Genomic DNA, 23,200 nt, shown 5'->3' on the forward strand with positions numbered 1-23,200 from the left:
AACACGACTCTCTATTCAAGCACGATATTCGCGTCCTTGATTACCTTGGACCATGCTGCAGTGTCGTCCGCCATACGTTTCACGAAATCTGCGGGTGTCCCACCTACTGCGTCAATACCCATCCCGGCAAGTTGTTCACGAATCTTAGGATTATTAGCTGCGACATTAAACGCAGCATTCAGCTTTTCAACTATCGGGGCAGGTAATCCTGCAGGTCCAAGCACGCCAAACCAGGTCAAGGATACAAACCCTGGAAGTTGTTCAGAAATCGCAGGTAATTCAGGTACGAGCGGAGAACGTTCAGCGGAAGAAACGCCTAAAGCACGAACTTTGCCATCACGGACGTGTGGATATCCGGCTGAAAAGCTATCAAAAATCACATCTAGACGCCCCGCAATCAAATCAGGCACTGCCAGTGCTGTACCTTTATATGGGACGTGAGTCATCTTCGTGCCAGACAGAGCCTGAAAGCGCTCGCCGGACAAATGAGGAATCCCGCCAATACCCGCCGAACCGAAATTCAGTTTGCCAGGATTGGCTTTAGCCATCGCAATAAACTCCGACACAGACTTCGCAGGTGACGACAAAGGCACAATCATGATCGAAGGCGAGTGCACAAGGTAGATGATCGGCGTAAAACTCTTCACTGGTGAATAGGGTGTCTTAGGGTTGAGCAGTGGCCCGATGACGTGCGTACTATTTGTCGTCATCAAAAGCGTGTAACCATCAGGCTCGGCTTTCGAGGCAAGGTCTGCGCCAATCATGCCTGCGGCGCCAGCCCGATTTTCAATGACGATTGGTTGACCGAGCTGCTGCGAGACTTCCTGAACAAACACTCGGGCAACGTTATCCGTCCCTCCAGCAGGCGGAAAAGGCACGATTAACTTGATCGGGCGATTTGGATATCCTTGGGCGAACGACACGGACGTTAATGTCGAAAGTACCGTGAGAATAGAGATTAAAAAATATTTCATGAGCATCTCTTTGAGTGGTTCATTTTATTGAAGGGCTGCACGTTGAACAGAAGCAATGTAAATTCCGGGAATGTGAAAAATTTACAGGGAACGAACTCTCGCCATGCCAGCATCTACGACCGCGCAGTTTCATCTCACCCGCGCCACATCGCCTGCCCCCATTCTGACACGTCAGAACATTCTCAACAATCCAGGGTTTGGAAAACACCATTCTGATCATATGGTGGCGATAGACTGGGATGTACACCAAGGGTGGTATGACCATCGAGTCGTTCCTTATGCACCGCTTACTTTAGATCCTGCCTCACTCGTATTGCACTATGCGCAAGCAGTTTTCGAAGGGCTGAAAGCCTACCGGCATCCGGATGGCTCGATCTGGACGTTCAGACCTGAAATCAACGCACAACGCTTGATCAACAGCGCCGAACGCCTTGGATTACCTGAGCTTCCCAAGGAACTGTTTGTTCAATCCCTAAAAGAACTTGTTCAAGCCGATCGCGATTGGGTACCAAGCGCGCCAGAAAGCAGTCTTTATCTTCGTCCCTTCATGATCGCGAATGAAGCATTCCTGGGTGTCCGCGGAGCGGATCAGGTCGCCTACTACGTCATCGGCAGTCCAGCGGGACCATATTTCGCAAGCGGAGTCACGCCAGTTCCTATTTGGGTATCGACGCAACGCACTCGAGCCGCAAGAGGCGGCACAGGCTATGCGAAATGCGCTGGCAACTATGCGGGCTCTCTTGCTCCACTCAAGGAAGCGCGCCGCAACGGCTGCCCTCAGGTTCTGTTTCTGGACGCCGAACACGGCGAATACCTCGAGGAACTGGGTGGAATGAACATTTTTGTCGTACAAAAAAATGGAACTTTAGTCACACCCTCACTTTCCGACAGTATCTTGCCCGGCGTCACCAGAGCAAGCGTCATTGAGCTGGCCCGCGCCAATGGTCACCACGTCGAAGAGCGTCCCATCAGCATCAACGAGGTGCGGGATGGCCTGTCCTCTGGACAGATCACTGAAATGTTCGCCTGCGGCACTGCAGCACTTATTTTTCCAATCAGTGTATTAAAAAGCGAACTCTTTTCCTATGGCAACGAATCACAGGTAGCAGGCCCGGTGACATTGAGTCTGCGTAAACATCTCACTGACATCCAGCATGGATTAGCCCCCGATACTAGAAAATGGATGGTCAGGTTAGTTTGATCGACGCACTACTCTTGAGAAAATGCAGCAATACAATCCTCGTAGGCAGGATCGCTGGAGATAAAACCACCGTTTCTCATACTGAGTTTCAATCGATCATATCCAACCCGCGTGACTGTTTTTTTGCAAAACCACAGACCCGCTTTTTTGTAGCGCTCCATTGCCTGGACCAAAATATCGGGCGCGACATGGGGATAAAAAGGTGTGATTAACGCCGCGAGCTCTTGCCCGGAATGTTGGGCAATCCAAGGACCCATTTTTTCAATTGCCCGAATCATCGCCTCAAACGCTGCCTGCTTCTGAGCGATGATTTTTCTTGTGGAAATAAAAGTCGTGTAGGCAGTTGGGCCGCGACTATTCGCAGCGTGGAGCACCTGCCCCGCACCGGAGGCAACAGTCTGCGAAACAAATGGTTCGAAATATTGTGCGTAGTCAATCTCTCCGGCCTTCAACGCCTCAAGATTCTGTCCCATTGAGTTTTTCTCATTCACGATCAGCGAGCTGATTGAAATACCCTCGTCGCGCAAATCCTGTTGCAAGCATAGCCAAGGCGTTGGAACTTCCGTCACCACTCCAATTCTTTTACCCACGAGATCGGTCAGACGAAATGATGATTGTCCGGGTCGACCAACGATAAAAAACGGATCCTTGCCAACCACTTCACAAAAGGACAACAGCGCATTCTCCGAGTCTGGTTCCTGATCACGCTGTTTGATCACACGCAAAGGCCCACCCCAGACCACGTCAATACTTCCTGCCAACATGTCCGCTATCCCACTTCCTGGAGAGGGGGAATCGATCAACTCAATTTCAATACCTTCTTGCTTAAATAAACCAGAGGCGTACGTAGCATAGAAGGGAGCATAAAAAACAGCCCTGAAATTTTCAGCAAGTTTGATTTTCATGGATATTCCGATGGATTTGGAGATACTATCAACGCGATTACATCACTTTTTCAAGTTCTTTTGGGAGCACGGTTCAGATGTTGAAATCACATAATCGTTATGACTACTCCGCCATTACAGATCGTCCAGACTACAGTTGGCCGGGAGGCAAGCGCTTGGCGATTCATTTCAGTCTGAATGTCGAGCATTTCGCTTTTGGCGAAGGACTCGGCAATGATTATGCTGTCCCACATCCACAACCCAACTCGCGCAGTTTTGCATGGCGAGACTATGGCAATCGGGTCGGTGCCTGGCGCTTGCTGGAACTTGCGAACGATCTCAACTTTCCTTATGCGCTACTGGTCAATACCGAGCTCTATGACTACTGCCCAGAAATGATCAAGGCTTTTAGTCAGCGTGGAGATGAGATTGTCGGTCACGGCCGGACAAATGCTGAACGTCAAGTCGACATGAACCTCGAAAAAGAGCGTGCCTGCATCCGCGAAGCGGCTCAAACGATCCTGAAACACGAAGGTGTGGCACCTAAAGGATGGTTAGCCCCCTATATTTCCCAGACTTATGATTCGCCTGACTTGCTGAAAGAACAAGGCTTCAAATACATGATGGACTGGCCACTCGATGACCAACCCGTCTGGTTTCGCACCAAGCACGGCCGACTATTGGCCATCCCCTATTCCCATGATCTGAACGACTCAATCGAATGCGTTTCGCGTCGCACCCCGGCACAACTATTTTGTGAAAATCTGATCGATCAGTTTGATGAAATGCTTGAGGAGTCGGCCAAGCGCCCCCTCGTCATGAGTGTTGTGCTGCACAGCTTCATTTTGGGACAGCCTTATCGGCTGCGGCAATTGCGACGAGTGATGCAACACATTTTGGCTCATCGAGACCAAATCTGGCTCGCGACGCCCGGACAAATCTACGATCACATTAACAGCCTGCCTGACGGGGTTGTGCCAGGCAGCACCTTCAAATAAGATTTTCACACGAAATCACTACCGGATTAAAACCATGCAAACCCGTACATTCATTAAAGTTGCCGCAGGCTTCGCCTGTGCCGCGGTGATTCCTTTCGCCTCTTTCACTGCACAAGCTCAAACCAACTTTCCAGACAAGCCCATCACCTTGGTTGTGACGGTTCCCCCTGGCGGTGCCGCTGACTTTGCCGGCCGCACCATGGGAGAAGCGCTTTCCAAACAGATTGGACAGCCAGTTCTGATCGAAAACAAAGCTGGCGCGAGCGGTACGATCGCCACAGCCTATGTCGCCAAAGCACCGGCTGATGGCTATACCTTGCTGCAGGGCGCTATTTCAACGCATGGAATTGGTCCGCATTTTTATACAAAGACTTCGTATGATGCTTTAAAGGACTTTATGTCTTTGGGTGTGATCGCAGAGTTTCCACTCGTGCTCGCGGTCAATGCGAACCTGCCGGTGAACAATCTTCAAGAACTCATCGCATTAGCCAAACAAAAAGACGGCAAGATGAGCTTTGCGTCAGCAGGATCCGGAAGCGCGCCCCACCTGACTGGCGAACTATTTCAAACTGAAGCGGGCATCAAAATGCTGCACGTCCCCTACAAAGGTTCCGCCCCCGCTGTCGTGGACGTCGCGGGTGGTCAAGTCGACATCATGTTCGACGGTTTCCCTTCATTGATGCCACATATCAAGAGTGGAAAACTGCGCGCCATCGCTGCAGTCAGCCCCACGCGTAATGCGCTGGCTCCGGATTTGCCAACATTTACAGAGCTCGGCTATCCCAAAATGATTTCCTCACTTTGGTACATGCCCATGGTGCCTGCTAAAACTCCCCAAGCCGTTGTCGATCGTTTAAACAAAGCGCTCGTCGAGGGTCTCAAAGGTACAGACGCGCAAAAACGTCTTGAGGCAGGAGGCGCTCAGATGGTCTACGGCACACCTGCACAAACTCAGGCCTACATTAAAAGTGAATATGACCGCTGGGGTGTTGTCATTAAAAATGCAGGAATTTCAACTTCAAATTGAGCCTCGACTCGAAAAGTCCCCACCGACCAGCCACGCTAAGCACTCGACATGAGAACTGATTGTTTTCGTCATTTTTTGTGTGTGGCGTGGTTGCTTGCACTGTTTGTATCACCCACTGCTCAAGCCCAGTCCAGCCAATGCGGGTTTATACAAAATCCTGATGAACAGGCTTACTGTCGGGCCATCAATGGTGGTGGCTCAGGTCAGTGCGGCTTTATCCGCGACAACGATCTTCAGGCGCGCTGCCGCGCAGAAACAGGTGGTGGCTCGAGTCAGTGCGGCTTTATCAGAAACCCAGACAAGCAGGCAGCCTGTCGCGCGAGTACGCAAAAAAGAAGCAGCGCATCGAGCGGGGCTTCCGGTCAATGTGGATTTATTCAAGACCCGGACAGACAGGCCTATTGCCGCGCCACGACTGGAGGTGGTTCTGGACAATGCGGTTTTATTCGAAATAACGACCTGCAAGCCATGTGTCGCGCCGAGACTGGCGGCGGCTCCAGTCAGTGCGGCTTCATTCGCGACCCTGATATGAAAGCAGCTTGCAGAGCCAAAACCAGATAAAAAGATCAAAAATTTTCACATACTGCTGGAGACTAAAAAATGAATTTCTTACAAAAAAAACTACCCGTCCTCGCCTCACTGGTGATGGCATCATGCGCAGCCAATATTGCGGTCGCTCAATCGAACGACTATCCAAACAAGCCCATCAAAATTATTGTCGGTTTCACCCCAGGAGGCAGTACTGACGCAGTGGGTAGACAGCTTGCCAACTCATTCACCAAAATTCTTGGTCAATCTGTCATCGTTGAAAATAAACCCGGCGCCAATGCCAACCTGGCCACAGATTTTGTGCGTCGCGCCGCACCTGATGGCTATACGATTTTTTACACCTCCATCGGACACGTCACCAATCCTTTGATTTATAAAGAGGCGAAGTACGATCCTGTGAAGGATTTCACGCCCATCGGCCAGGTACTGGCTGGTCCGAATGTGTTGGTGATCCCCGCCAACTCCAGGTTCAAAACACTCAAAGATCTGATCGATTACGGCAAAGCCAATCCAGGCAAAATCAACTTTGCGTCCTCTGGCGTGGGTTCTTCGGTTCACTTGTCCGGGGAGCTTTTTAAACAACTCTCCGGAGTGGATATGGTGCACATCCCCTACAAGGGAACTGGTTCACTTTTACCCCACCTTATGTCCGGCACCGTCGATCTGGCCTTTCCTAATCTTCCAACGGCAATCCCTCTGATCGAACAAGGTCAACTGCGGGCGCTTGGCGTGACGACGAACACCCGCTCAAACGCTGCGCCCAAGATCCCCACCATCGCCGAAGGTGGTCTACCGACCTACGATATGTCTACTTGGTATGGCCTTGTTGGACCGGCTAATCTCCCACCCGAGATTCAAAAGAAACTCAGCGATGCTCTCATGAAGACTCTGAATGATCCAGAGTTCAAGGAGCGTCTGATTGCCTTGGGAATGGATCCAAGACCCTCCTCGCCTCAAGACTTCGCCAAATTTATTCAAGGCGAATCGGCGAAGTGGAGCACTATCCTCAAGGATATGAACTTCAACACAAACTAGATGCCTTGACCCGAAAAAAAGCCTGCTTCCAGCAGGCTTTTTTATGATTGAGATGCAAAACGATCAATTGAATTAATTAATCTTCACACCAGACTCTTTGATGATCCGGCCCCAATTGGCATAATCCTTTGCCACAAAAGCACCAAACGCAGCTGCAGTGCCGCCTCCCGGATCCACTCCGCCTGCTTTCATTCTTGCGATCACATCAGGTGAGGCCAACACCCGATTGAGTTCTTTGTTCAAAATCTCGATCGTTGCGGGTGGCGTACCGGCAGGTGCGAAAAGCCCCGTCCAGATACTGAAATCCATACCCTTGGCCACAGTCTCATCCAGAGTTTTTACATCGGGAAATTCAGAGGATCGTTTAGCCGACGACACTGCGACCGCCACAAGCTTTCCACTCTTGGCGTGCGGAGCCAAAGATGCAAGCGTTCCGATATAAACATCAACCTGACCACCCATCACATCGACAATCGCAGGACCGGCGCCTTTATAGGGTACCTGTAGAAGATTGATATCGGCACGCTTTTTAAAATCCTCGCCAATGATATGGCCGAGCGTCCCGAGTCCGGCTGTTCCCCAGCGCAAGCCCTCTTTTGTCTTACCTTTGGTCACGAGATCCTGGGGAGTTTTAATACCCGACGTAGGCGAAGAGCCGATACCTGCCGGAGTCACAGAGACCTGAATAACAGGCGCAAAACTCTTGACGCTATCGTAAGTCAAATTATTGAAGAGCCAGGGACCCAACATCATGTTGTCTGTCTGGCCCATCACAAGCGTATAACCATCCGCTGGCGCTTTCGAGGCGAATTCGATCGCAAGATTGCCACCCGCGCCGGGCTTGTTTTCAACCACGACTTGCCAGCCTGTTAATTCGCCTAATTTGGCGCCCACGATACGGGAGACAAAATCGGTTCCACCGCCTGGAGGAAACGGAACGAGGATTTTGATTGGTTTGTCAGGAAACTTTTGCGCCGAGGCGACCAAGGGTAAAGCCGATAGAGACAGCGCCACCACAAGAGCCGATTTAATCAATCGATTCATCACTTTCATTGTCTTCTCCGTATGTTTTTATAGGCCGGCTCACACAAACAAACATATCCCATCATCTATCGATGCAAGTAGCTTCCGACCACATTAGGTCAGGGATCCTGAGATGTCAAGCCTTTGAATGTTGACCACGAACTCAAGACTACTTCAACGAAGCTCCGGAAACCCGAATGATCTCCGCCCAGCGGTCAGTTTCTTTATCAATAAAAAGTTTGAATTCTTCGGGACTGTTCGAAACAGGTATGAGACCCAATCCATTGAAGCGAGTCTGAACCTCCTCTGAGCGCAAGGCCTTGATCAACGCAACATTGAGTTTATTGACAATATCTGGAGGCGTTCCTGCCGCGACGACAACACCATACCAATTGTTGATGTCATAGTCTTTCACACCCGCTTGTGTAATGGTCGGTACATCCGGAAAAAGTGGATAACGTTCTTTGCTGAGGATTGCCAGCGGTCTAATCCGTCCAGACTGTATATGACCGATACTGGCGGATATGGTCATGAACTGTAATTGCGTGCGTCCAGCCACAAGGTCAGCCAAGGCGGGTGCGCCACCTTTATATGGAACGTGTGTGATCCTGGTACCCGTGCGCATTTTAAAGAGCTCACCCGCGAGATGATCAGCGCCTCCATTGCCGGATGAACCAAAAAATAATTTGTCAGGATTCGCTTTTGCATAAGCAATCAACTCATCCACGGTATTTACCGGAATGGAGGGATGAACACCAAGGATTTGAGGTGCTTGGGCCAATAGGGTCACAGGCGCGAAATCCTGTTTTGGCTTGAAGGGGAGCGAATCGTAAAGAGAGGGATTGATCGCCATCGGTCCCGTATACGCCAGCAGCATCGTGTAGCCATCTGGCGCTGACTTGGCGACCGAGTCCGTACCAATGTTACCGCCAGCCCCGGCTTTATTTTCAACGATGACGGGCTGTCCGAGTATGGCAGTGAGTTCTTTGGAAATCAGCCGCGCTGTCGTATCGGTCGCGCCACCTGCCGCATAAGGCACAACGAATTTGATTGGGCGGTTAGGGAATACCTCTGCCGCCAGCGCACCAAAGGTGAGCATGGAAATGCAACATCCAAAGAGCATCGTCGCAGCCGAATGAATAAAATTTGCAGCCTCGAATCTCACTCGCATAGCAATAGGAAACATGTCTCCTCCTTTGAAAACCATTTAAAAAGTCGCTTTCTTTGAGCGCTTCCTTCATACTAACAATTACCCTGACTAAACTGGTAAATTGATTAAGTTCTGACCGCTGTCAATCCAAACACTCAATTCTCTTTATACGGTGGGAATTCAATGAAAAACAGATTTTTTATCGCCTCACTCGCTTTATTTTCAGCATTTTTAGGTTCAGCCCAGGCCCAGTCAGCTCCCGCTCAAACTTGGCCAACTCAGCCCATCCAGCTCATCGTTCCCTTTCCTGGTGGAGCCAGCACGCTTGATGCAGTCGTGCGCTTGGTCGGTGCTGAGGTCAGCCGTGAATTAGCGACGCCTGTCATTGTTGAAAACAAACCCGGCGCAGGCACCGTCATTGGAGTCGATGCGGTCGCCAAAGCAACCAATCGCCACACCTTTGGCGGCGTGGCCAACAGTTTTACCGTCAACCAGACACTGGTCAAAAATCTACCCTATAAAACCCTGGATGATCTGGCACCCGTCATTTTGCTCGCTAAAACGGCTAACGTTCTGGCGATCAAACCAAGTTTAGGGATCAATAACCTTCAGGAACTCATCGCCTACGCCAAGAAAAACCCTGGCAAGCTGTCCTATGGTTCCTTCGGTAATGGCACGACCCCCCATTTCGCGGGTGAAATGCTCAAGTCGATGGCTGGCATCGATATGGTGCATGTCCCCTACAAAGCACAAGGCCCAGCCTTGACCGATTTGCTCGCCGGAAATATTGATCTGATGTTCGGTAATTTGCCTGACTTCATGCCCCATATCCGTAGCGGAAAAATCAAAGCACTCGGTACAACCTATCTGACTCGTGCCCCGCTTGCACCCGAGATCCCCACGATCGCCGAACAGGGTTTGCCCAATTTCGAAACAGACTCATGGTATGGAATCATCGCGCCCGTCTCCACACCCAAGATCGCGATCGATACGATGAATGCCTCCTTTAACAAGGCGCTTCAAGATCCGGCCGTCAAAAGAAATCTGGCCGAGCGTGGCATCGAAATCATTGGTGGCACACCTGATGCTTTTGGCAAACATCTTCGTGAAGAAGTGGCGAAGTACGCAGGCATCGTGAAATCTTCCAATATGAAGATTGATTGAGTCGGTGGTAGTCACTTGGCCTTACCCCAAGTTCATCGCACACCGTGGCGCTGGGACATCCGCGCCTGAGAACACTTTAGCTGCATTCCAACTCGGCTATGACGCCGGCTTCAGGATGTTCGAATGCGACGCCAAATTGAGCGCCGACGGTGTTGTATTTCTTTTGCATGACGCCACACTGGATCGCACAACAAATGCCCGAGGAATGGCGCACACTTACAAATGGGATCAGCTCAAGGAGCTAGACGCAGGCAGCTGGCATAGCAAAGAGTATGCTGGTATCGGTCTGGCGACACTTGAGCAACTCGCCCACTTTTGTATTCAAAGAAACTGCCAGCTCAACATAGAAATCAAACCTTCACCGGGGTTTGATTTCATTACGGGAGAACGCGTCGCGCAAGAGGCTCGTCGGCTTTGGAGTGGACAGTCTGTCCCACCACTGCTGACCTCTTTCAAACGAGAGTCACTGCGCGGCGCACTTCAATCAGCGCCTGAGCTCGTCAGAGGATTATTGATGCATGAACTCGCTTCGGACTGGCGAGAGGCTGTAGGATCACTACAATGCCAGGTAGTAGCCTGTCACTTTCCCATTTACAACCATGCATTGATTGAGCAAATCCGCTACTTGGGCCTGGGTTCCCTGGCCTATACAGTGAACGATGCGGATACCGCAACTTCGCTCTTAAGCATCGGAGTCGACTCAATCGTGACCGACAATTTAGCCTATGCCACATGACGTCAATCTAATTGCCACGATCGCCGCAGGTTTCGGCCTGGCAATGATTTTCGGCTTCATCGCGGCCTACCTGCGCATGCCTCCGCTGGTCGGCTATTTAGTCGCGGGTATTTTGATCGGCCCCGCAACGCCAGGATTTGTTGCGGACATGAGCCTGGCCATGCAGCTCGCAGAAATCGGTGTCATGCTACTGATGTTTGGGGTTGGCTTGCATTTTTCTCTGACTGACCTGATGGCAGTCAAGCGTATCGCCATACCCGGCGCAATCGCTCAAATCATTGTTGCCGTTTCTCTAGGTGCAGCGGTTGCCTTAATCTGGGAGTGGAAATTAACTGAAGCTATTTTGTTCGGTCTCTGTCTGTCTGTTGCCAGTACCGTGGTTTTATTGCGAGCACTTGAAGCCAAAGGCATTCTGAAATCCGTCACGGGTCAAATTGCGGTGGGATGGCTAATCGTCGAAGACCTTGTCATGATCATGGCTTTAGTGCTGCTTCCGGCTTTGGCAAACTTCACCTCGACAGAAGGCACAGAAATCGCGACTGAAGCCTCACGCAAAGATCTATTGATTGCAATCGGCTGGACACTTGCCAAGGTTTCCGCATTTATCGCTCTCATGCTGGTCGTTGGGCGACGCGTCTTACCCCGCGCACTTTGGCTAGTGGCGCGTCTTGGTTCACGCGAGCTCTTTACTCTGACGGTACTCGCATGCGCGCTAGGCGTTGCTTTTGGGGCCGCCAAACTCTTCGACGTCTCGTTCGCACTAGGCGCTTTTTTTGCTGGGATGATGATGCGCGAATCAGAATATAGCCATCGCGCCGCAGAAGAGTCTTTGCCCCTTCGTGATGCATTTGCTGTTCTGTTTTTTGTATCGGTCGGCATGCTGTTCGAACCCAGTGTCATCTGGACACAGCCCCTCAAGCTACTCCTTGTCGTCCTGATCATCGTTTTCGGCAAGACACTTGCCGCAATCGCGATCGTATTGCTATTTCGTTACCCCCTGCATACTGCACTCACGGTGGGAGCAAGCCTGGCGCAGATTGGGGAGTTTTCATTTATTTTGGCGGGTCTGGCGATCTCTCTGAAACTCTTACCTATGGAAGGACAGAGTCTGATCTTGGCAGCTGCCTTGATTTCCATCGCCTTAAATTCTGCCTTGTTTAGCGGTATCACCCCCTTGCACGCGTGGCTTCTTAAAAAATCCGCGATCGCGAGAAAACTTGAACTCAGGCACGATCCTTTAACAGAACTCCCGATGTCCACTCCACAAACCTCCCTGACTGGACAAGTGGTTTTGGTTGGCTACGGACGTGTTGGACAACGTATCGCGATCGCATTACGTCAGCACAATATCGCTTTTGTAGTGGCCGAGGAAAATCGAGCTATTGTCGAGGCACTTCGCGACGAAGGCGTGTCCGCCGTGAGTGGAGACGCTACAACCGCAGAGGTTTTAATCCAGGCCCACATTAGTCGCGCAGCCTTGCTCGTGATCTCAACACCAGACACGATCGCCGCAAGAAAAATGGTTGAAATCGCCCGCACCCTGAACCCTGCTGTCAACGTGCTTTTGACCGCGCACAGCGAAGAGGAAGCCAGACTCATGGAAGCCGAAAGTCTCGGAACCGTTCTATTGGGCGAAAATGAACTAGCAAAGGGTTTGACAGCCCACATTCTCGACAGATTCGGCGTCAAAAATACCCATTCAATCAAGAATTCGCATACTTGAGCAATAAACTCAGTACTCTGGCGATATTATTGAGAGGACGTTGGAGACAGGTCGGGATGAAAACTTTAAATCTATCAACTATCAGAGAAAATTTAATCCTGTTGGGCTTATTGGTGCTGAGCACGTTCAGTGCGCACGCAGCTTATCCTGAAAAACCCATCACGTTAGTTGTCCCTTATGTGGCAGGAGCGAGTACGGATAGTTTAGCCAGATTGGTCGGTGAATCTGTCGGTAAACAGCTCAAGCAAGTAGTCGTAATTGAAAATAAAGTTGGGGCTGGTGGAACGATTGCAGCAGATTATTTGCGACGTCAAAAACCGGATGGCTACACATTCATGCTATCGACAGACAGCATTTTGGCGGTCAGCCCTGCTTTGTACAAATCAGTCCCTTACGATCCTCAAAATGACTTCACGCCTCTCACGATAGCGGTCAATGCGCCTCTTGTACTCGTAGTCAAAAATGATTCGCCCTTCAAAAACGTCCAAGACCTGATTGCTTATGCGAAAAACAATCCAGAAAAACTGAACTATGGGTCCGCAGGTGTTGGCACCTCTCAGCACATGTCTGGCGAACTGTTCAAATCAATGGCCGATGTGAAAATTATTCACGTTCCTTACAAGGGGGGCGGACCCGCCATGAATGACTTGCTCGGCGGACATATCTCAATGATGTTTGTACAAACGGCATCTGCGGAAGCTTTAGCTAAAGCGGGAAAAATACGCATTCTCGCGACGGGTAGTCCCAATCGCGTACCAACTTTCCCCGACACTCCCACCTTCGACGAACTAGGCCTCAAAGGCTACGATTCAAACACCTGGTATGGATTTAGCTTACCCAAGGGAGTCAATCCCGAAATTGTGAAAGTCTTGCATCAAGCAATCGCAAATGCCTTGAACACCCACAAAGATTTACTACTCAAGCAAGGTTACGTCATCGTAGCTAGCACCCCGGATGAAATGGCGAGGAGCATCGCCATTAATGGTAAAAAGTGGAGTGATGTCGCGAAAGCGGCTGGCATTTATCAACAGCAGTAATAGCGACTTTATCAGTGAAAAAAATGACACAAAACAATGCTGGCACAACCGCGACTTCAGTTGGTTTAGTTGGTTTAGGTGCAATGGGACGCGGCGTTGCTCAGAACATGCTGACAAAAGGCTTTGCAGTGATGGGCCGTGATGTTAATCCCGAGTCTTTGAAATGGTTAGAGTCAGTTGGCGGCACCGCATGCCAAGATGCGAGCCTGATGGCAAGCAAATGCCAGGTCATCGTGAGCTTTGTCGTCAATGACAAGCAAACCGAAGAAGTTCTATTTGGTCAGAATGGTTTAGCGGCTGTCATGCAGCCAGACTCCGTATTTATCGCCTGCAGCACCCTACCCCCGCAATATGTTAAAGATCTGGCCACACGTTTGGCGGAAAAGAGAATCCACTTGATCGATTCACCCGTCACAGGCGGGAAAGTCGGTGCTGAAAAGGGTTCACTGACAGTCATGATTGCCGGAGAACAAGCGATTTACGAACGCGTCAAACCCGTGCTTTCAACTTTCGGCGCCAAACTTTTTTTTCTGGGCACCGAACATGGCAAAGGCAGTCAGATGAAAGTCATCAACCAGCTACTTTGCGGAGTCCACATCGCAGCGGCAGCCGAGGCCTTGGCCATGGCGCGTGAAAATGGCTTACCCATGGAAACGACGCTTGAAATCCTCAAGAGCGGTGCTGCCTCATCCTGGATGCTGGGTGATCGCGGACCTCGGATGGTCACGGAAAAATACGACGACGTCCTGTCCGCAGTCGATATTTTTGTCAAAGATTTGGGGCTTGTGCTTGATTCAGCAAGACAAAGCACTTTTGCCGCGCCGATGGCGCATGCCGCTTTCCTGCAATTCATCGAAGCCAGCGGCCATGGCATGGGTCGTCTCGATGATGCGGCCGTCATCAATAACTATAAAAAATAATCAAGCCTGTCAGGCAGGTGACACGACCCGCCTGAACACGCTTATTTACTGAAGCGTGATTTTGTTTGCTTTGACAACCTCGCGCCACTGATCAAGATCGGAAGCAATAGTCTTTCCAAACGCTGACGCAGTTGTCCCCTCCGGCTCAAGTCCGCTCTCGCGCAATCTTGATGCGATCGCAGGAATCTGGAGTATCCGAATCATCTCTTTTTCAATGCGGGCGACAATCTCTGGCGACGTTCCTGCTGGCGCCATCAAGCCCCACCACGGATTGACCTCAAAGCCAGGTACGACCTCCGCAACCGCAGGCACATTTGGCAAAATGCTTGAGCGCTTAACCGTCGTCACTGCAAGCGGAATCAAACGGCCGGCATCAATGTGAGGCTTGGCAAGGGAAATATTCACAATCCCGATATCGACCTGTTTACCCAAAAGATTCGTGATGACAGGCGCCGCGCCTTTGAAAGGAATATGCAACAAATCCACATTACCTTTGAGTGCGAGCAACTCCCCCGCAAGGTGAGTCGTACTGCCAGGACCGACTGAGCCATAGGTCACTTTGCCTGGATTAGAGCGTGCATACTGCATCAACTCTGGAAGAGTTTTCGCTACAAACTCCGGGTGCGTCAAAATTACTAACGGGCCCGAAACCAGTTGAGTAATGGGGACAAATGCCTTTAATGGATCCTGAGTCGTCGCAGGGTACAGGACGGGATTCATCGCAATCGGACCGAGATTGGCAATCAGCAGCGTATACCCGTCAGGACTGGCTTTTGCGACGACATTGGACGCAAGCGTTCCGTTGGCACCTGCCTGACTTTCAACTATGATGGGTTGACCGAGTGCTTGTCCAAGCTGATCAAACATCGGTCTGGCGATCGTGTCTCCAAAACCGCCGGGGGCATAAGGATTGATCATCCGGATGGGTTTGCTTGGCCAAGTTTGTGCGAAGGATGTACTTAGTAATAGTGCACCAATCGCAGCAGCAAAATATCGTATTGTTTTATTCATATTGTGAGTCTCCTAAATGCCTGCAATCACTGATGAAGTCGAATATGGTGCGCGAGGAACGCTAGGTTTACTTGTCCCCCAGGCCAACACCACTGCTGAACCCGAAGTGCAGGCGATGCTTGATACGGATATTGCACTACTGACTGGCCGTCTGACAAGCCCGCAGCCCGAGATGAGAGAGCGCCTTCAAGACTTCTTAAGTGGGATGGACGGGTTTATTTCCACATTTGCCAACGCACCGCTCAGCGGTCTGGGGTTTTTGATCACCGGATCCACCTATCACTTTACTCCCGCTCAAGAGGATGCGCACTTCGAGCAATTAAGCACGCGCTATGGGTATCCAATCGTATCCGCTGCGCAATCCATCCGTCGCGCTTTTACCTGTTTGGGTGCCAAACGTATTGGACTTGTGAGTCCGTACCCGGAATGGTTAACTGAAAAAAGTGTCGCATATTGGAAACGCTGCAATGTCGAGATTTGTGCGGTTGAGGCTCCTGAAACACCAGGAGGATTTCACAACATATACATGATGCGCAATGATTCAGTGTTGAGTGCTGCTAAAAAATTGTTGAAACACAAGCCAGATCTGATTCTTCTCGCGGGTGCGGGGATGCCTACACTGGGTCCCATCATGACGCTCGCGGATCTGGGCATGCCTGCAATCTCGTCCAATTTCTGTATGGCCTGGCAAATCAATCAAATGGCCAAAGGTGCGCTCGACCAAACCGTGGCATTAAGAAAGTTACTGGAAAAGGATGCCATGTGGCGTCAAAGACTGATTGAACGCTTTCCGGGCGTGCAGCCAAAATAAAAAAGAATAGGAAATCACACATGTTTTCACGTCGATATTTCACACGACTCATCCTTGGAGTCGTTTTTGCAAGTAGCTTTGTCTTACTTGTTGAAAGTTTGAAATCAGTTCATGCCCAAGACTACCCCACACGTCCCATCACTCTTTTGGTCGGCTTTTCAGCAGGTGGTCCGACCGACAGTGCAGCCAGAGCCGTTGCCGAGCAGATGGGTAAAGAACTTGGTCAACCAGTTATCATTTCCAACAAACCCGGTGTAGGAGGCTTGATCGCGGCTAAAGAAATGATGGCCTCTAAACCCGACGGTTACACTTTATTTTTAGCTTCTAATTCTTTTTTCAGTCACGGACCCGCTCGCTACGAGTCGGTCAGCTACGACTATGACCGCGATTTCACACCTGTCGGTGGTGTATCGGGCTATCCACACATTCTGATCGTGGCAAGTAATAGCAAGTTCAATACAGCCCAAGAACTGTTCACCTACGCAAAAGCAAATCCAGGAAAACTGAATGCCGCCAGCGTTGGTTTTGGTAACGAAATCGCACTTGCCTGGATGAATGGTCTCGGGCAAATGGACTTGGCACAAATCCCGTACAAAGGTGCCGCAGCTGTCATCAATGATTTGAGTGCAGGCAGGTTGGATCTGGCTCTCGTTGCCCCTTCAGTCGCCTATCCGTTAGTGGATAGCGGTCGGGCCAAAGCCTTAGCCACAACGCGCAAAACACCGATCACTGACCAGCGCAAACTGGTCAGCATCAATGAAGCGGGTCTGAAGGGTTTTGATTTTTATGTCTGGAACGGTATCGTTGCACCAGCCAACACACCTAAACCAATTTTGGAAAAGTTAGGTACAGCTCTACAGAAAGCACTCAAGCAGCCATCACTCGAGCGTCAATTCGAAACCGCATTTTTAAACGTCGAACCGATGACCGACCAGCAGCTGACTGAGGCTTTCCGCACGGAACTTGCAACCTCGAAAAAAGTCCTCAAGGATGCAAACATCCCTTTACTCAAACAACAATAATTACTTAGGCGCTCTGAACATTGCGCAGATCTTGTTTCCTATTGGATCCCGCAAATAAGCCAGATACATTTTTCCTGCAGGACCTTCACGGTAACCGGGTGGATCCTCACAGCTGACTCCGCCATTTGCCACACCAGCAGCATGAAACGCATCGACCTGTTCCACGGATTTAGCTAAAAAGCCAATTGTTCCGCCATTCGCAGCGGTCGCTGGTTTTTTATCCAAAGGCAAGGTGAAGGCAAATACCCCTGTCGGTGTTCTGTAGAAATATCGAATATCGCGATTGAGAGCGCCTGGCGCAATACCCAGAGCCCCTAACGCTGCATCATAAAACTTTCTAGATGCTTCGAGATCATTCGCACCCACCATGACATGACTAAACATATTATCTCCAGAGGAATGACTAAAAAATAAAATGAAAATCTGTAAGCTTAGGTAGGATATTAATGTTTTATATTGCTTATAGTTGCAATACCCAGGCCGGAGCCGTAACGAAATCACTACTTTTAGATCGATTCCTCAGACATGCAAACGCGGAGCGCATCTGACCTCGAAGGCGTGAGCTACAACTTTTTGCTGGTTCCAATGCAAAGCGAGCGCGATATTTATTTGTGTATCAATCGCTTAGAAAACTCTATCGGCTCGATTAATCGGCACCATCACAATCCGCCAGCCCGGCTGCGCAGAAGCTGGCCTGGCAACGTGCCTGTTGCGATTCCATTCTCAAAAATTGTTTCGCCATTGACCAGGGTCGCGACATAACCATCCGCACGCTGCACCAAGCGTCTTCCGCCGGCAGGCAGGTCAAAAATCATCTCAGGACAATACAAGCGAAGCTTGTCAGGATCAATAATATTGATATCCGCTTTCATGCCAGGTTGCAGCACGCCTCTGTCATTCAGGCCATAAATACGCGCGGTGTCCATTGTTTGACGCTTGACCATCAACTCAAGCGAAAGCTTAGGCCCTCTTGATCGGTCACGGGTCCAGTAACTCAGCATAAAAGTTGGCATGCTGACATCGCAGATGTAGCCACAATGCGCGCCGCCATCCGAGAGGCTATTGACGGTATTCTCGTGCTGCAACATCTCATGAAGATGATCTAAATTTTCATAGGAATAGTTGAACGACGGATAGTAAAGAATGGCTTTTCCATCTTGCTCCATCATCATGTCATAAATGATTTCCAGAGGAGAGACGCCCGTTCGGGCAGACACCGCCGCGACGCTCAGCTCAGGCAAGGGCTCGTAGTCCGGATTGTCGCCCAAGGGATAAATCTTATTAAAGCTACTGAACAATGTCGTCGCTCTTCGGTCAAGCAAGCCAGGCTTTTCATACAACATCCGGCTTCGAATCTCAGGCTTGCGAAGCTGCTCGATCATTTTTTCAAAAGGCAATTGTTGCAATTCTTTGAACGTCTGATGTGCCATGAAGGGTTGCAGACTGCTTCTCCAAGAAAACAGAATGCCTAATGGGCGGCCGCTGATCCCCCCCATTAAAGGCACATTTTCTTTTCTGGCCTGCTCTAATTTTGCTAATAAGCTTTTCCAAATATCCGGAGCAGCATCAGTCTGTTGAAGGTTGAATAGCACCGGAAGATGATTAGTTTTTGCCAAGGCGTTCAGCCATGGGATTTCCATCTCCATGGCCGGATGATTGGCTGTCATCTGAAACACACCATGTCCCGCTTCGCCCAGTACCGTTCCCAGCGACATCAGTTCTTCTTCTGTTGCAAATGTCCCTGGAGGATACTTGCGCTCATCATATTTATGAAGAAATGTTTTGGATGTTGTAAAACCCATCGCTCCGGCATCCATCGCTTGCCTGACCAAGTTCCGCATGGCCAAAAGGTCGGCAGGATTCGCCTCATCGTGATTGATTGCGCGTTCTCCCATCACATAGGCACGTACCGCTGAATGAGGTACCTGAGCTCCAATATCCAAGGCTTTGGGCTTACGCTCAAGTGCATCCAGGTATTCGGGAAAAGTTTCCCACTCCCACTGAATACCCTCTGAAAGTGCCGAACCAGGTATATCCTCGACACCTTCCATTACCTTGATCAACCACTCTCGACGATTCGGTTTGACTGGGGCAAATCCAACACCACAATTACCCATGATTGCGGTCGTCACACCATGCCAGGTCGAGGGACTTAAATACGGATCCCATGTCGCTTGACCATCATAGTGGGTATGTATGTCGATCCAGCCGGGCGTCACCAGACACCCTTCAGCATTGATTTCTCGTCGGCCCTGACCGATTTTTCTACCCACCTCGGTGATACGACCGTTACTTACAGCGATATCGGCTGTAAAGGCGGGTTTTCCGGTTCCATCCACCAAAGTGCCACCACGAATCACAAGCTCATGCATAGTCAATACCCTTTGAATCAAACCCACGTTATTGCAGACGGATGCCGGCTGCTCGAATCACTTCGCCCCATCTGTCGTAATCGTTGCGTACGATTTTGGCGAACTCTTTAGGACCCGCTCCGCTCACCTCGTTTCCACCATTCTTGATGTAGTCGAGAATCTTGGGAGTATTCATTGCGTTGCGAAAAACCGTCGCTATTTGATTGGCAATTTCAGGCGGTGTATTGCCTGGCGCAAAAATTCCTTGCCAGCCGACAATATCCAAACCCGCCAGACCTTGTTCAGCCAGTGTCGGCAAATCAGGCAACACACTCAATCGCTTGTCAGTGGCAGGTCCGAGTAACTTGACTTGACCCGCGCGCCATTTTTCAACTGCAGTCGCTGTACCGTCAAAATATATCTGAACTTCTCCTGCCATCAACGCGCGACTGGCATCTGCAGTCCCTTTGTACGGAACGTGCACGATGTCAATTCCGGCTGCGCGCTTGAGAATCTCTCCATTCAAATGCGAGGTGGATCCCATGCTAAAAGAGCCAAAATTGACTTTCCCTGGGTTCGCCTTGGCATAACTGATCAAATCCTTTGTCTGGCTGAATGGAGCATCTTTATTCGCGGTCAGAACAGTTGCAGAGCGCACGAGCTGGATGATGGGCGTGAAATCCTTGAAAGGATCGTAGGGGAGTTTTTCGAAAAGATGGGGATTTTGAGTGTGCGTCACCACGATGGTGTAAAGCAGGTAATTTCCATTGTTCGGACTTTTAGCGATTTGTTGTGCACCGATCACCGTTCCCCCGCCTGGCTTGTTTTCAATAATCACCGTTGCGCCAGTTTGATCGGTGACCTCTTTTGCCAGCATGCGCGCCAATGCGTCAGATCCCGATCCGGCAGGAAACGGCACGACAAGAGTGACGGGCTTATCCTTAGCAGGCCAGCTGGGCTGAGAGGCCACAGCGGCATTCACCATGGAAATACTCGCCAGCGCGCCTAACAAGCTGGCTACTACGCGTATCGATATCATTTTTCTCATTACGTCTCCTGTTCGGTGGCTGTTTTCGGTCGAATCAATGTTCAATCCGTCTGGTAGCTCTTTTAAATTCATGAAAACACGAATATTGAAACCGACTTTAGGCTTGCATTTGATTTAAATCAAATGCATATTAGGCATACTGTTAATGATAAAAACTCATGATGCTTACACTGCGTGCACTCAGACATTTCGTTGTGACTGCTGACGAACTTCATTTTTCAAGAGCTGCAGCGCGTCTGCACCTCACTCAATCGGCGCTGAGTCGCAGCATCCAGTCTCTCGAGGGTGCCCTGGGCTTAAAACTCCTTGATCGCACAGCCTCAAGCGTTCTCTTAACTAAATCCGGAGAAACAGTCTTACTTCGAGCTAGGCAGGTATTGGCTCAAACGCAGACGCTTGAACATGAAACACACATGATTCGCGGCCTAGAGAGTGGTGAGGTCGCGATGGGAGTTGGCGTCTTTCCGGCAGCCACTTACCTGCCTCCACTGCTCACGCAATTGGCAAAAGACTATCCGGGCATCAGCATGCGAGTCGAAATTGAAAGCTGGAAACGCCTGCTGGATATGCTGGAGCGTCACACACTCGATTTTGTGATCGCCATTACCCACAGCTTGCCACCATCCGCTGAATTTTCAGTCATCAAACTCCCATCACAACATGGGGGTCTATTTGTCAGGCAGGGGCATCCCCTTCTGACTGCATCCCGTCGTATCCTCAGAAAAGATCTCTCAAAGTACCGTCTGGCTGCCACTCACCTACCCCCTCGGGCGCGTAGCCTTCTAGCCAAGCTATGTGGCGATACTGAAGGGAATCATTTACCCCTCGCCCTCGAATGCAATAGCCTTGAAGCACTTCGTAACGTAGCACTCAGCACTGACGTTGTTCTTTTCTGCACACGCGAAGTCATTTCCCAAGAGCTTGCCAAAAAGCAATTAGTTCAACTACCTCTCAAATATCCTGCAGGTACAGAGCTCAGCTGTAACATCATTTTCCATGCAAACAGAACCCTATCCCCCGCCGCTCTGAAGGTGGTGGAATTAATCAAAGCTTGACGCTATTGTCTTCTGATCACTTTAAGTCATTACAGATCAAGACAGCTTGATGATGATCGCATGAGCGATGTCGATAAAAAAAACGCCGACCATCGACACGATCAGGAATGCCCGCCAAGAAGGATCATGTTGCTCATTTTGAGATTGATAAGTTTGGAGCCGAACACTTATCAGGTTAGGATGTGATTTTCGCAATCACATGCATCATGCATTGCACAATATGTTGCCAGGAAAATAACCTTCAATGACTTTCTCCAAAATATTCAAGGGTGTTTTTGAATCAGACAAGAGCGCAGGCATTCTTTTGATGCTCAGCACACTCATCGCACTGACTATCGCGAATAGTGCCCTGCATCCAGCGTATCTTGAATTTTGGAATACGAAAATTCTTGGGCTAAGCGTCGAGCATTGGGTCAATGACGGACTGATGGCGATATTTTTCTTTTTGATCGGGCTTGAACTAGAACGTGAGGTGTACAGCGGAAAATTATCAAATTTCCGAGATGCCCTGTTACCGATGGTGGCAGCCTTTGGTGGCGTAGCGATTCCCGCAATCATTCATTTCACGCTCAATCGTGGAGCACAGACACAAGCCGGACTTGGCATTCCGATGGCGACTGACATTGCCTTCGCGCTCGGCGTGCTCGCCATACTCGGTAGCCGTATCCCAGCATCGCTCAAGTTATTCCTGACAACCTTGGCTGTCATCGACGATCTGATCGCGATCATTGTGATCGCTGTTTTTTACACCTCGAATTTGTCACTCCTCTATCTCGCTGGCAGCCTAATCGTATTTGGGATCCTAATCTGTCTGAATCGCATCTGGCGCATCATGAATTTGACCCTCTATCTAGTGGGTGGGGTCATCATGTGGTTTTTGATGCTTAAATCAGGCGTGCACGCAACCGTTGCAGGCTTGCTTCTCGCCTTTGCCATACCATATACAAGTCGATCCAAAGATATCCCCTCCCCATCTCAGCGACTTGAGCATTTACTCCACAAACCAGTGGTCTTTTGTATTCTGCCAATTTTTGCGCTGGCAAATACAGGTGTGATTATCGGGACAGATGCAATGCAAGATCTCATGACAGACAATAGTCTCGGGATTATTGCGGGGCTTGTTCTCGGAAAGCCGATCGGCGTCACGATGTTTTGTCTCTTTGCGGTTTTGTTAGGTCTCACCAAGCTACCTTCGGATCTTCAGTGGAAACATATCTTCGGTTCAGGTTTGCTTGCCGGCATTGGCTTTACGATGTCAATCTTCATTACGAACCTTGCCTTCTCCGACCAGGCGGAAATGATCAATTCATCCAAGTTTGCCATTTTGGTGGCTTCGCTATGCTCGGGAGTGCTGGGGTATATTTGGCTGATGTTTGCAGGTAGACCCGTTCTTCACACCGACGCGAATAGCTAAAACTCGCCTTCAAACAACGGCAGTATGATGATTTAAATGCTGTTTCTGCAGTTCCCTGATGCAAGAG

At 50.0% G+C, this 23,200-nt stretch carries 22 protein-coding genes; 14 read left to right on the forward strand and 8 right to left on the reverse strand.

From position 1 onward, the window contains the following. Positions 1-11 precede the first annotated feature (11 nt). Positions 12-974: a Bug family tripartite tricarboxylate transporter substrate binding protein gene (locus tag QWY30_RS05845; protein WP_290239096.1), complete on the reverse strand. Its 963-nt coding sequence runs from the start codon at positions 972-974 to the stop codon at positions 12-14. A 103-nt stretch (positions 975-1,077) separates the two neighbouring features. Here QWY30_RS05845 and QWY30_RS05850 point away from each other — a divergent pair, with 103 nt between their 5' ends. Then, on the forward strand, positions 1,078-2,175 hold the full coding sequence (locus tag QWY30_RS05850; protein WP_290239098.1) for a branched-chain amino acid aminotransferase: 1,098 nt from the start codon (positions 1,078-1,080) through the stop codon (positions 2,173-2,175). Positions 2,176-2,183: 8 nt separating this feature from the next. On the opposite strand, the gene QWY30_RS05855 is transcribed toward QWY30_RS05850, so the two are convergent. Next, complete coding sequence (locus QWY30_RS05855) at positions 2,184-3,080, reverse strand: ABC transporter substrate-binding protein (RefSeq protein WP_290239100.1); 897 nt, start codon at positions 3,078-3,080, stop codon at positions 2,184-2,186. A gap of 77 nt (positions 3,081-3,157) precedes the next feature. Between QWY30_RS05855 and QWY30_RS05860 the strand changes: the two genes are divergently transcribed. The 4 genes from QWY30_RS05860 to QWY30_RS05875 are packed head-to-tail and all read left to right on the forward strand — an operon-like array spanning position 3,158 to position 6,668. Then, positions 3,158-4,057 (forward strand): polysaccharide deacetylase family protein, encoded by a 900-nt coding sequence (locus QWY30_RS05860; RefSeq protein ID WP_290239102.1) that lies wholly within the window; start codon positions 3,158-3,160, stop codon positions 4,055-4,057. A gap of 34 nt (positions 4,058-4,091) precedes the next feature. Beyond that, positions 4,092-5,084: a Bug family tripartite tricarboxylate transporter substrate binding protein gene (locus QWY30_RS05865; RefSeq protein WP_290239104.1), complete on the forward strand. Its 993-nt coding sequence runs from the start codon at positions 4,092-4,094 to the stop codon at positions 5,082-5,084. 48 nt (positions 5,085-5,132) lie between these two features. Beyond that, on the forward strand, positions 5,133-5,645 hold the full coding sequence (locus QWY30_RS05870) for a hypothetical protein (RefSeq protein ID WP_290239106.1): 513 nt from the start codon (positions 5,133-5,135) through the stop codon (positions 5,643-5,645). Between the two features lie 39 nt (positions 5,646-5,684). Then, positions 5,685-6,668, forward strand: coding sequence for a Bug family tripartite tricarboxylate transporter substrate binding protein (locus tag QWY30_RS05875; RefSeq protein WP_290239108.1), 984 nt, complete (start codon positions 5,685-5,687; stop codon positions 6,666-6,668). A 72-nt stretch (positions 6,669-6,740) separates the two neighbouring features. On the opposite strand, the gene QWY30_RS05880 is transcribed toward QWY30_RS05875, so the two are convergent. Both QWY30_RS05880 and QWY30_RS05885 read right to left on the reverse strand, forming a co-directional pair. Continuing rightward, on the reverse strand, positions 6,741-7,721 hold the full coding sequence (locus QWY30_RS05880) for a Bug family tripartite tricarboxylate transporter substrate binding protein (RefSeq protein ID WP_290239110.1): 981 nt from the start codon (positions 7,719-7,721) through the stop codon (positions 6,741-6,743). 139 nt (positions 7,722-7,860) lie between these two features. Then, complete coding sequence (locus QWY30_RS05885; protein WP_290239113.1) at positions 7,861-8,877, reverse strand: Bug family tripartite tricarboxylate transporter substrate binding protein; 1,017 nt, start codon at positions 8,875-8,877, stop codon at positions 7,861-7,863. Positions 8,878-9,024: 147 nt separating this feature from the next. Between QWY30_RS05885 and QWY30_RS05890 the strand changes: the two genes are divergently transcribed. The 5 genes from QWY30_RS05890 to QWY30_RS05910 are packed head-to-tail and all read left to right on the forward strand — an operon-like array spanning position 9,025 to position 14,421. After that, positions 9,025-10,005, forward strand: coding sequence for a Bug family tripartite tricarboxylate transporter substrate binding protein (locus QWY30_RS05890; RefSeq protein WP_290239115.1), 981 nt, complete (start codon positions 9,025-9,027; stop codon positions 10,003-10,005). Between the two features lie 4 nt (positions 10,006-10,009). Beyond that, entirely contained in the window at positions 10,010-10,741 is a 732-nt protein-coding gene (gene ugpQ / locus QWY30_RS05895; protein WP_290239117.1) for a glycerophosphodiester phosphodiesterase, read from the forward strand. After that, positions 10,731-12,464: a cation:proton antiporter domain-containing protein gene (locus tag QWY30_RS05900; RefSeq protein ID WP_290239119.1), complete on the forward strand. Its 1,734-nt coding sequence runs from the start codon at positions 10,731-10,733 to the stop codon at positions 12,462-12,464. The genes ugpQ and QWY30_RS05900 overlap by 11 nt, the downstream gene beginning before the upstream one ends. Positions 12,465-12,520: 56 nt before the next feature. Then, on the forward strand, positions 12,521-13,501 hold the full coding sequence (locus tag QWY30_RS05905) for a Bug family tripartite tricarboxylate transporter substrate binding protein (protein ID WP_290239121.1): 981 nt from the start codon (positions 12,521-12,523) through the stop codon (positions 13,499-13,501). Positions 13,502-13,524: 23 nt separating this feature from the next. Beyond that, entirely contained in the window at positions 13,525-14,421 is an 897-nt protein-coding gene (locus QWY30_RS05910; RefSeq protein WP_290239123.1) for an NAD(P)-dependent oxidoreductase, read from the forward strand. 45 nt (positions 14,422-14,466) lie between these two features. Here the strand turns inward: QWY30_RS05910 and QWY30_RS05915 are convergent, their stop codons facing one another. Next, a complete protein-coding gene (locus QWY30_RS05915) occupies positions 14,467-15,432 on the reverse strand; it encodes a Bug family tripartite tricarboxylate transporter substrate binding protein (RefSeq protein WP_290239125.1) in 966 nt (321 codons plus the stop codon). A 16-nt stretch (positions 15,433-15,448) separates the two neighbouring features. On the opposite strand from QWY30_RS05915, the gene QWY30_RS05920 reads away from it, so the two are divergent. Continuing rightward, complete coding sequence (locus tag QWY30_RS05920; protein ID WP_290239127.1) at positions 15,449-16,243, forward strand: maleate cis-trans isomerase family protein; 795 nt, start codon at positions 15,449-15,451, stop codon at positions 16,241-16,243. Positions 16,244-16,263: 20 nt separating this feature from the next. Continuing rightward, positions 16,264-17,265 (forward strand): Bug family tripartite tricarboxylate transporter substrate binding protein, encoded by a 1,002-nt coding sequence (locus QWY30_RS05925; protein WP_290239129.1) that lies wholly within the window; start codon positions 16,264-16,266, stop codon positions 17,263-17,265. On the opposite strand, the gene QWY30_RS05930 is transcribed toward QWY30_RS05925, so the two are convergent. The 3 genes from QWY30_RS05930 to QWY30_RS05940 form a co-directional block, all read right to left on the reverse strand. Continuing rightward, a complete protein-coding gene (locus QWY30_RS05930; RefSeq protein ID WP_290239130.1) occupies positions 17,266-17,649 on the reverse strand; it encodes a VOC family protein in 384 nt (127 codons plus the stop codon). Positions 17,650-17,924: 275 nt separating this feature from the next. After that, the gene (locus tag QWY30_RS05935) at positions 17,925-19,637 is read right to left on the reverse strand and encodes an N-acyl-D-amino-acid deacylase family protein (protein WP_290239132.1); all 1,713 of its coding nucleotides are present in this window, start codon (positions 19,635-19,637) and stop codon (positions 17,925-17,927) included. A 28-nt stretch (positions 19,638-19,665) separates the two neighbouring features. After that, a complete protein-coding gene (locus tag QWY30_RS05940) occupies positions 19,666-20,664 on the reverse strand; it encodes a Bug family tripartite tricarboxylate transporter substrate binding protein (protein ID WP_290239134.1) in 999 nt (332 codons plus the stop codon). Positions 20,665-20,822: 158 nt separating this feature from the next. On the opposite strand from QWY30_RS05940, the gene QWY30_RS05945 reads away from it, so the two are divergent. Together QWY30_RS05945 and nhaA are read left to right on the forward strand one after the other, a co-directional pair. Further along, the gene (locus QWY30_RS05945) at positions 20,823-21,719 is read left to right on the forward strand and encodes a LysR family transcriptional regulator (protein ID WP_290239136.1); all 897 of its coding nucleotides are present in this window, start codon (positions 20,823-20,825) and stop codon (positions 21,717-21,719) included. Between the two features lie 244 nt (positions 21,720-21,963). Then, positions 21,964-23,133 carry a Na+/H+ antiporter NhaA gene (gene nhaA, locus QWY30_RS05950; RefSeq protein WP_290239137.1) on the forward strand — a complete coding sequence of 390 codons (1,170 nt, stop codon included), beginning with the start codon at positions 21,964-21,966 and terminating at the stop codon, positions 23,131-23,133. Positions 23,134-23,200: the final 67 nt, after the last annotated feature.

It is taken from the genome of Zwartia panacis (assembly GCF_030410395.1).
In the GTDB taxonomy this organism is placed as follows: domain Bacteria; phylum Pseudomonadota; class Gammaproteobacteria; order Burkholderiales; family Burkholderiaceae_B; genus Zwartia; species Zwartia panacis.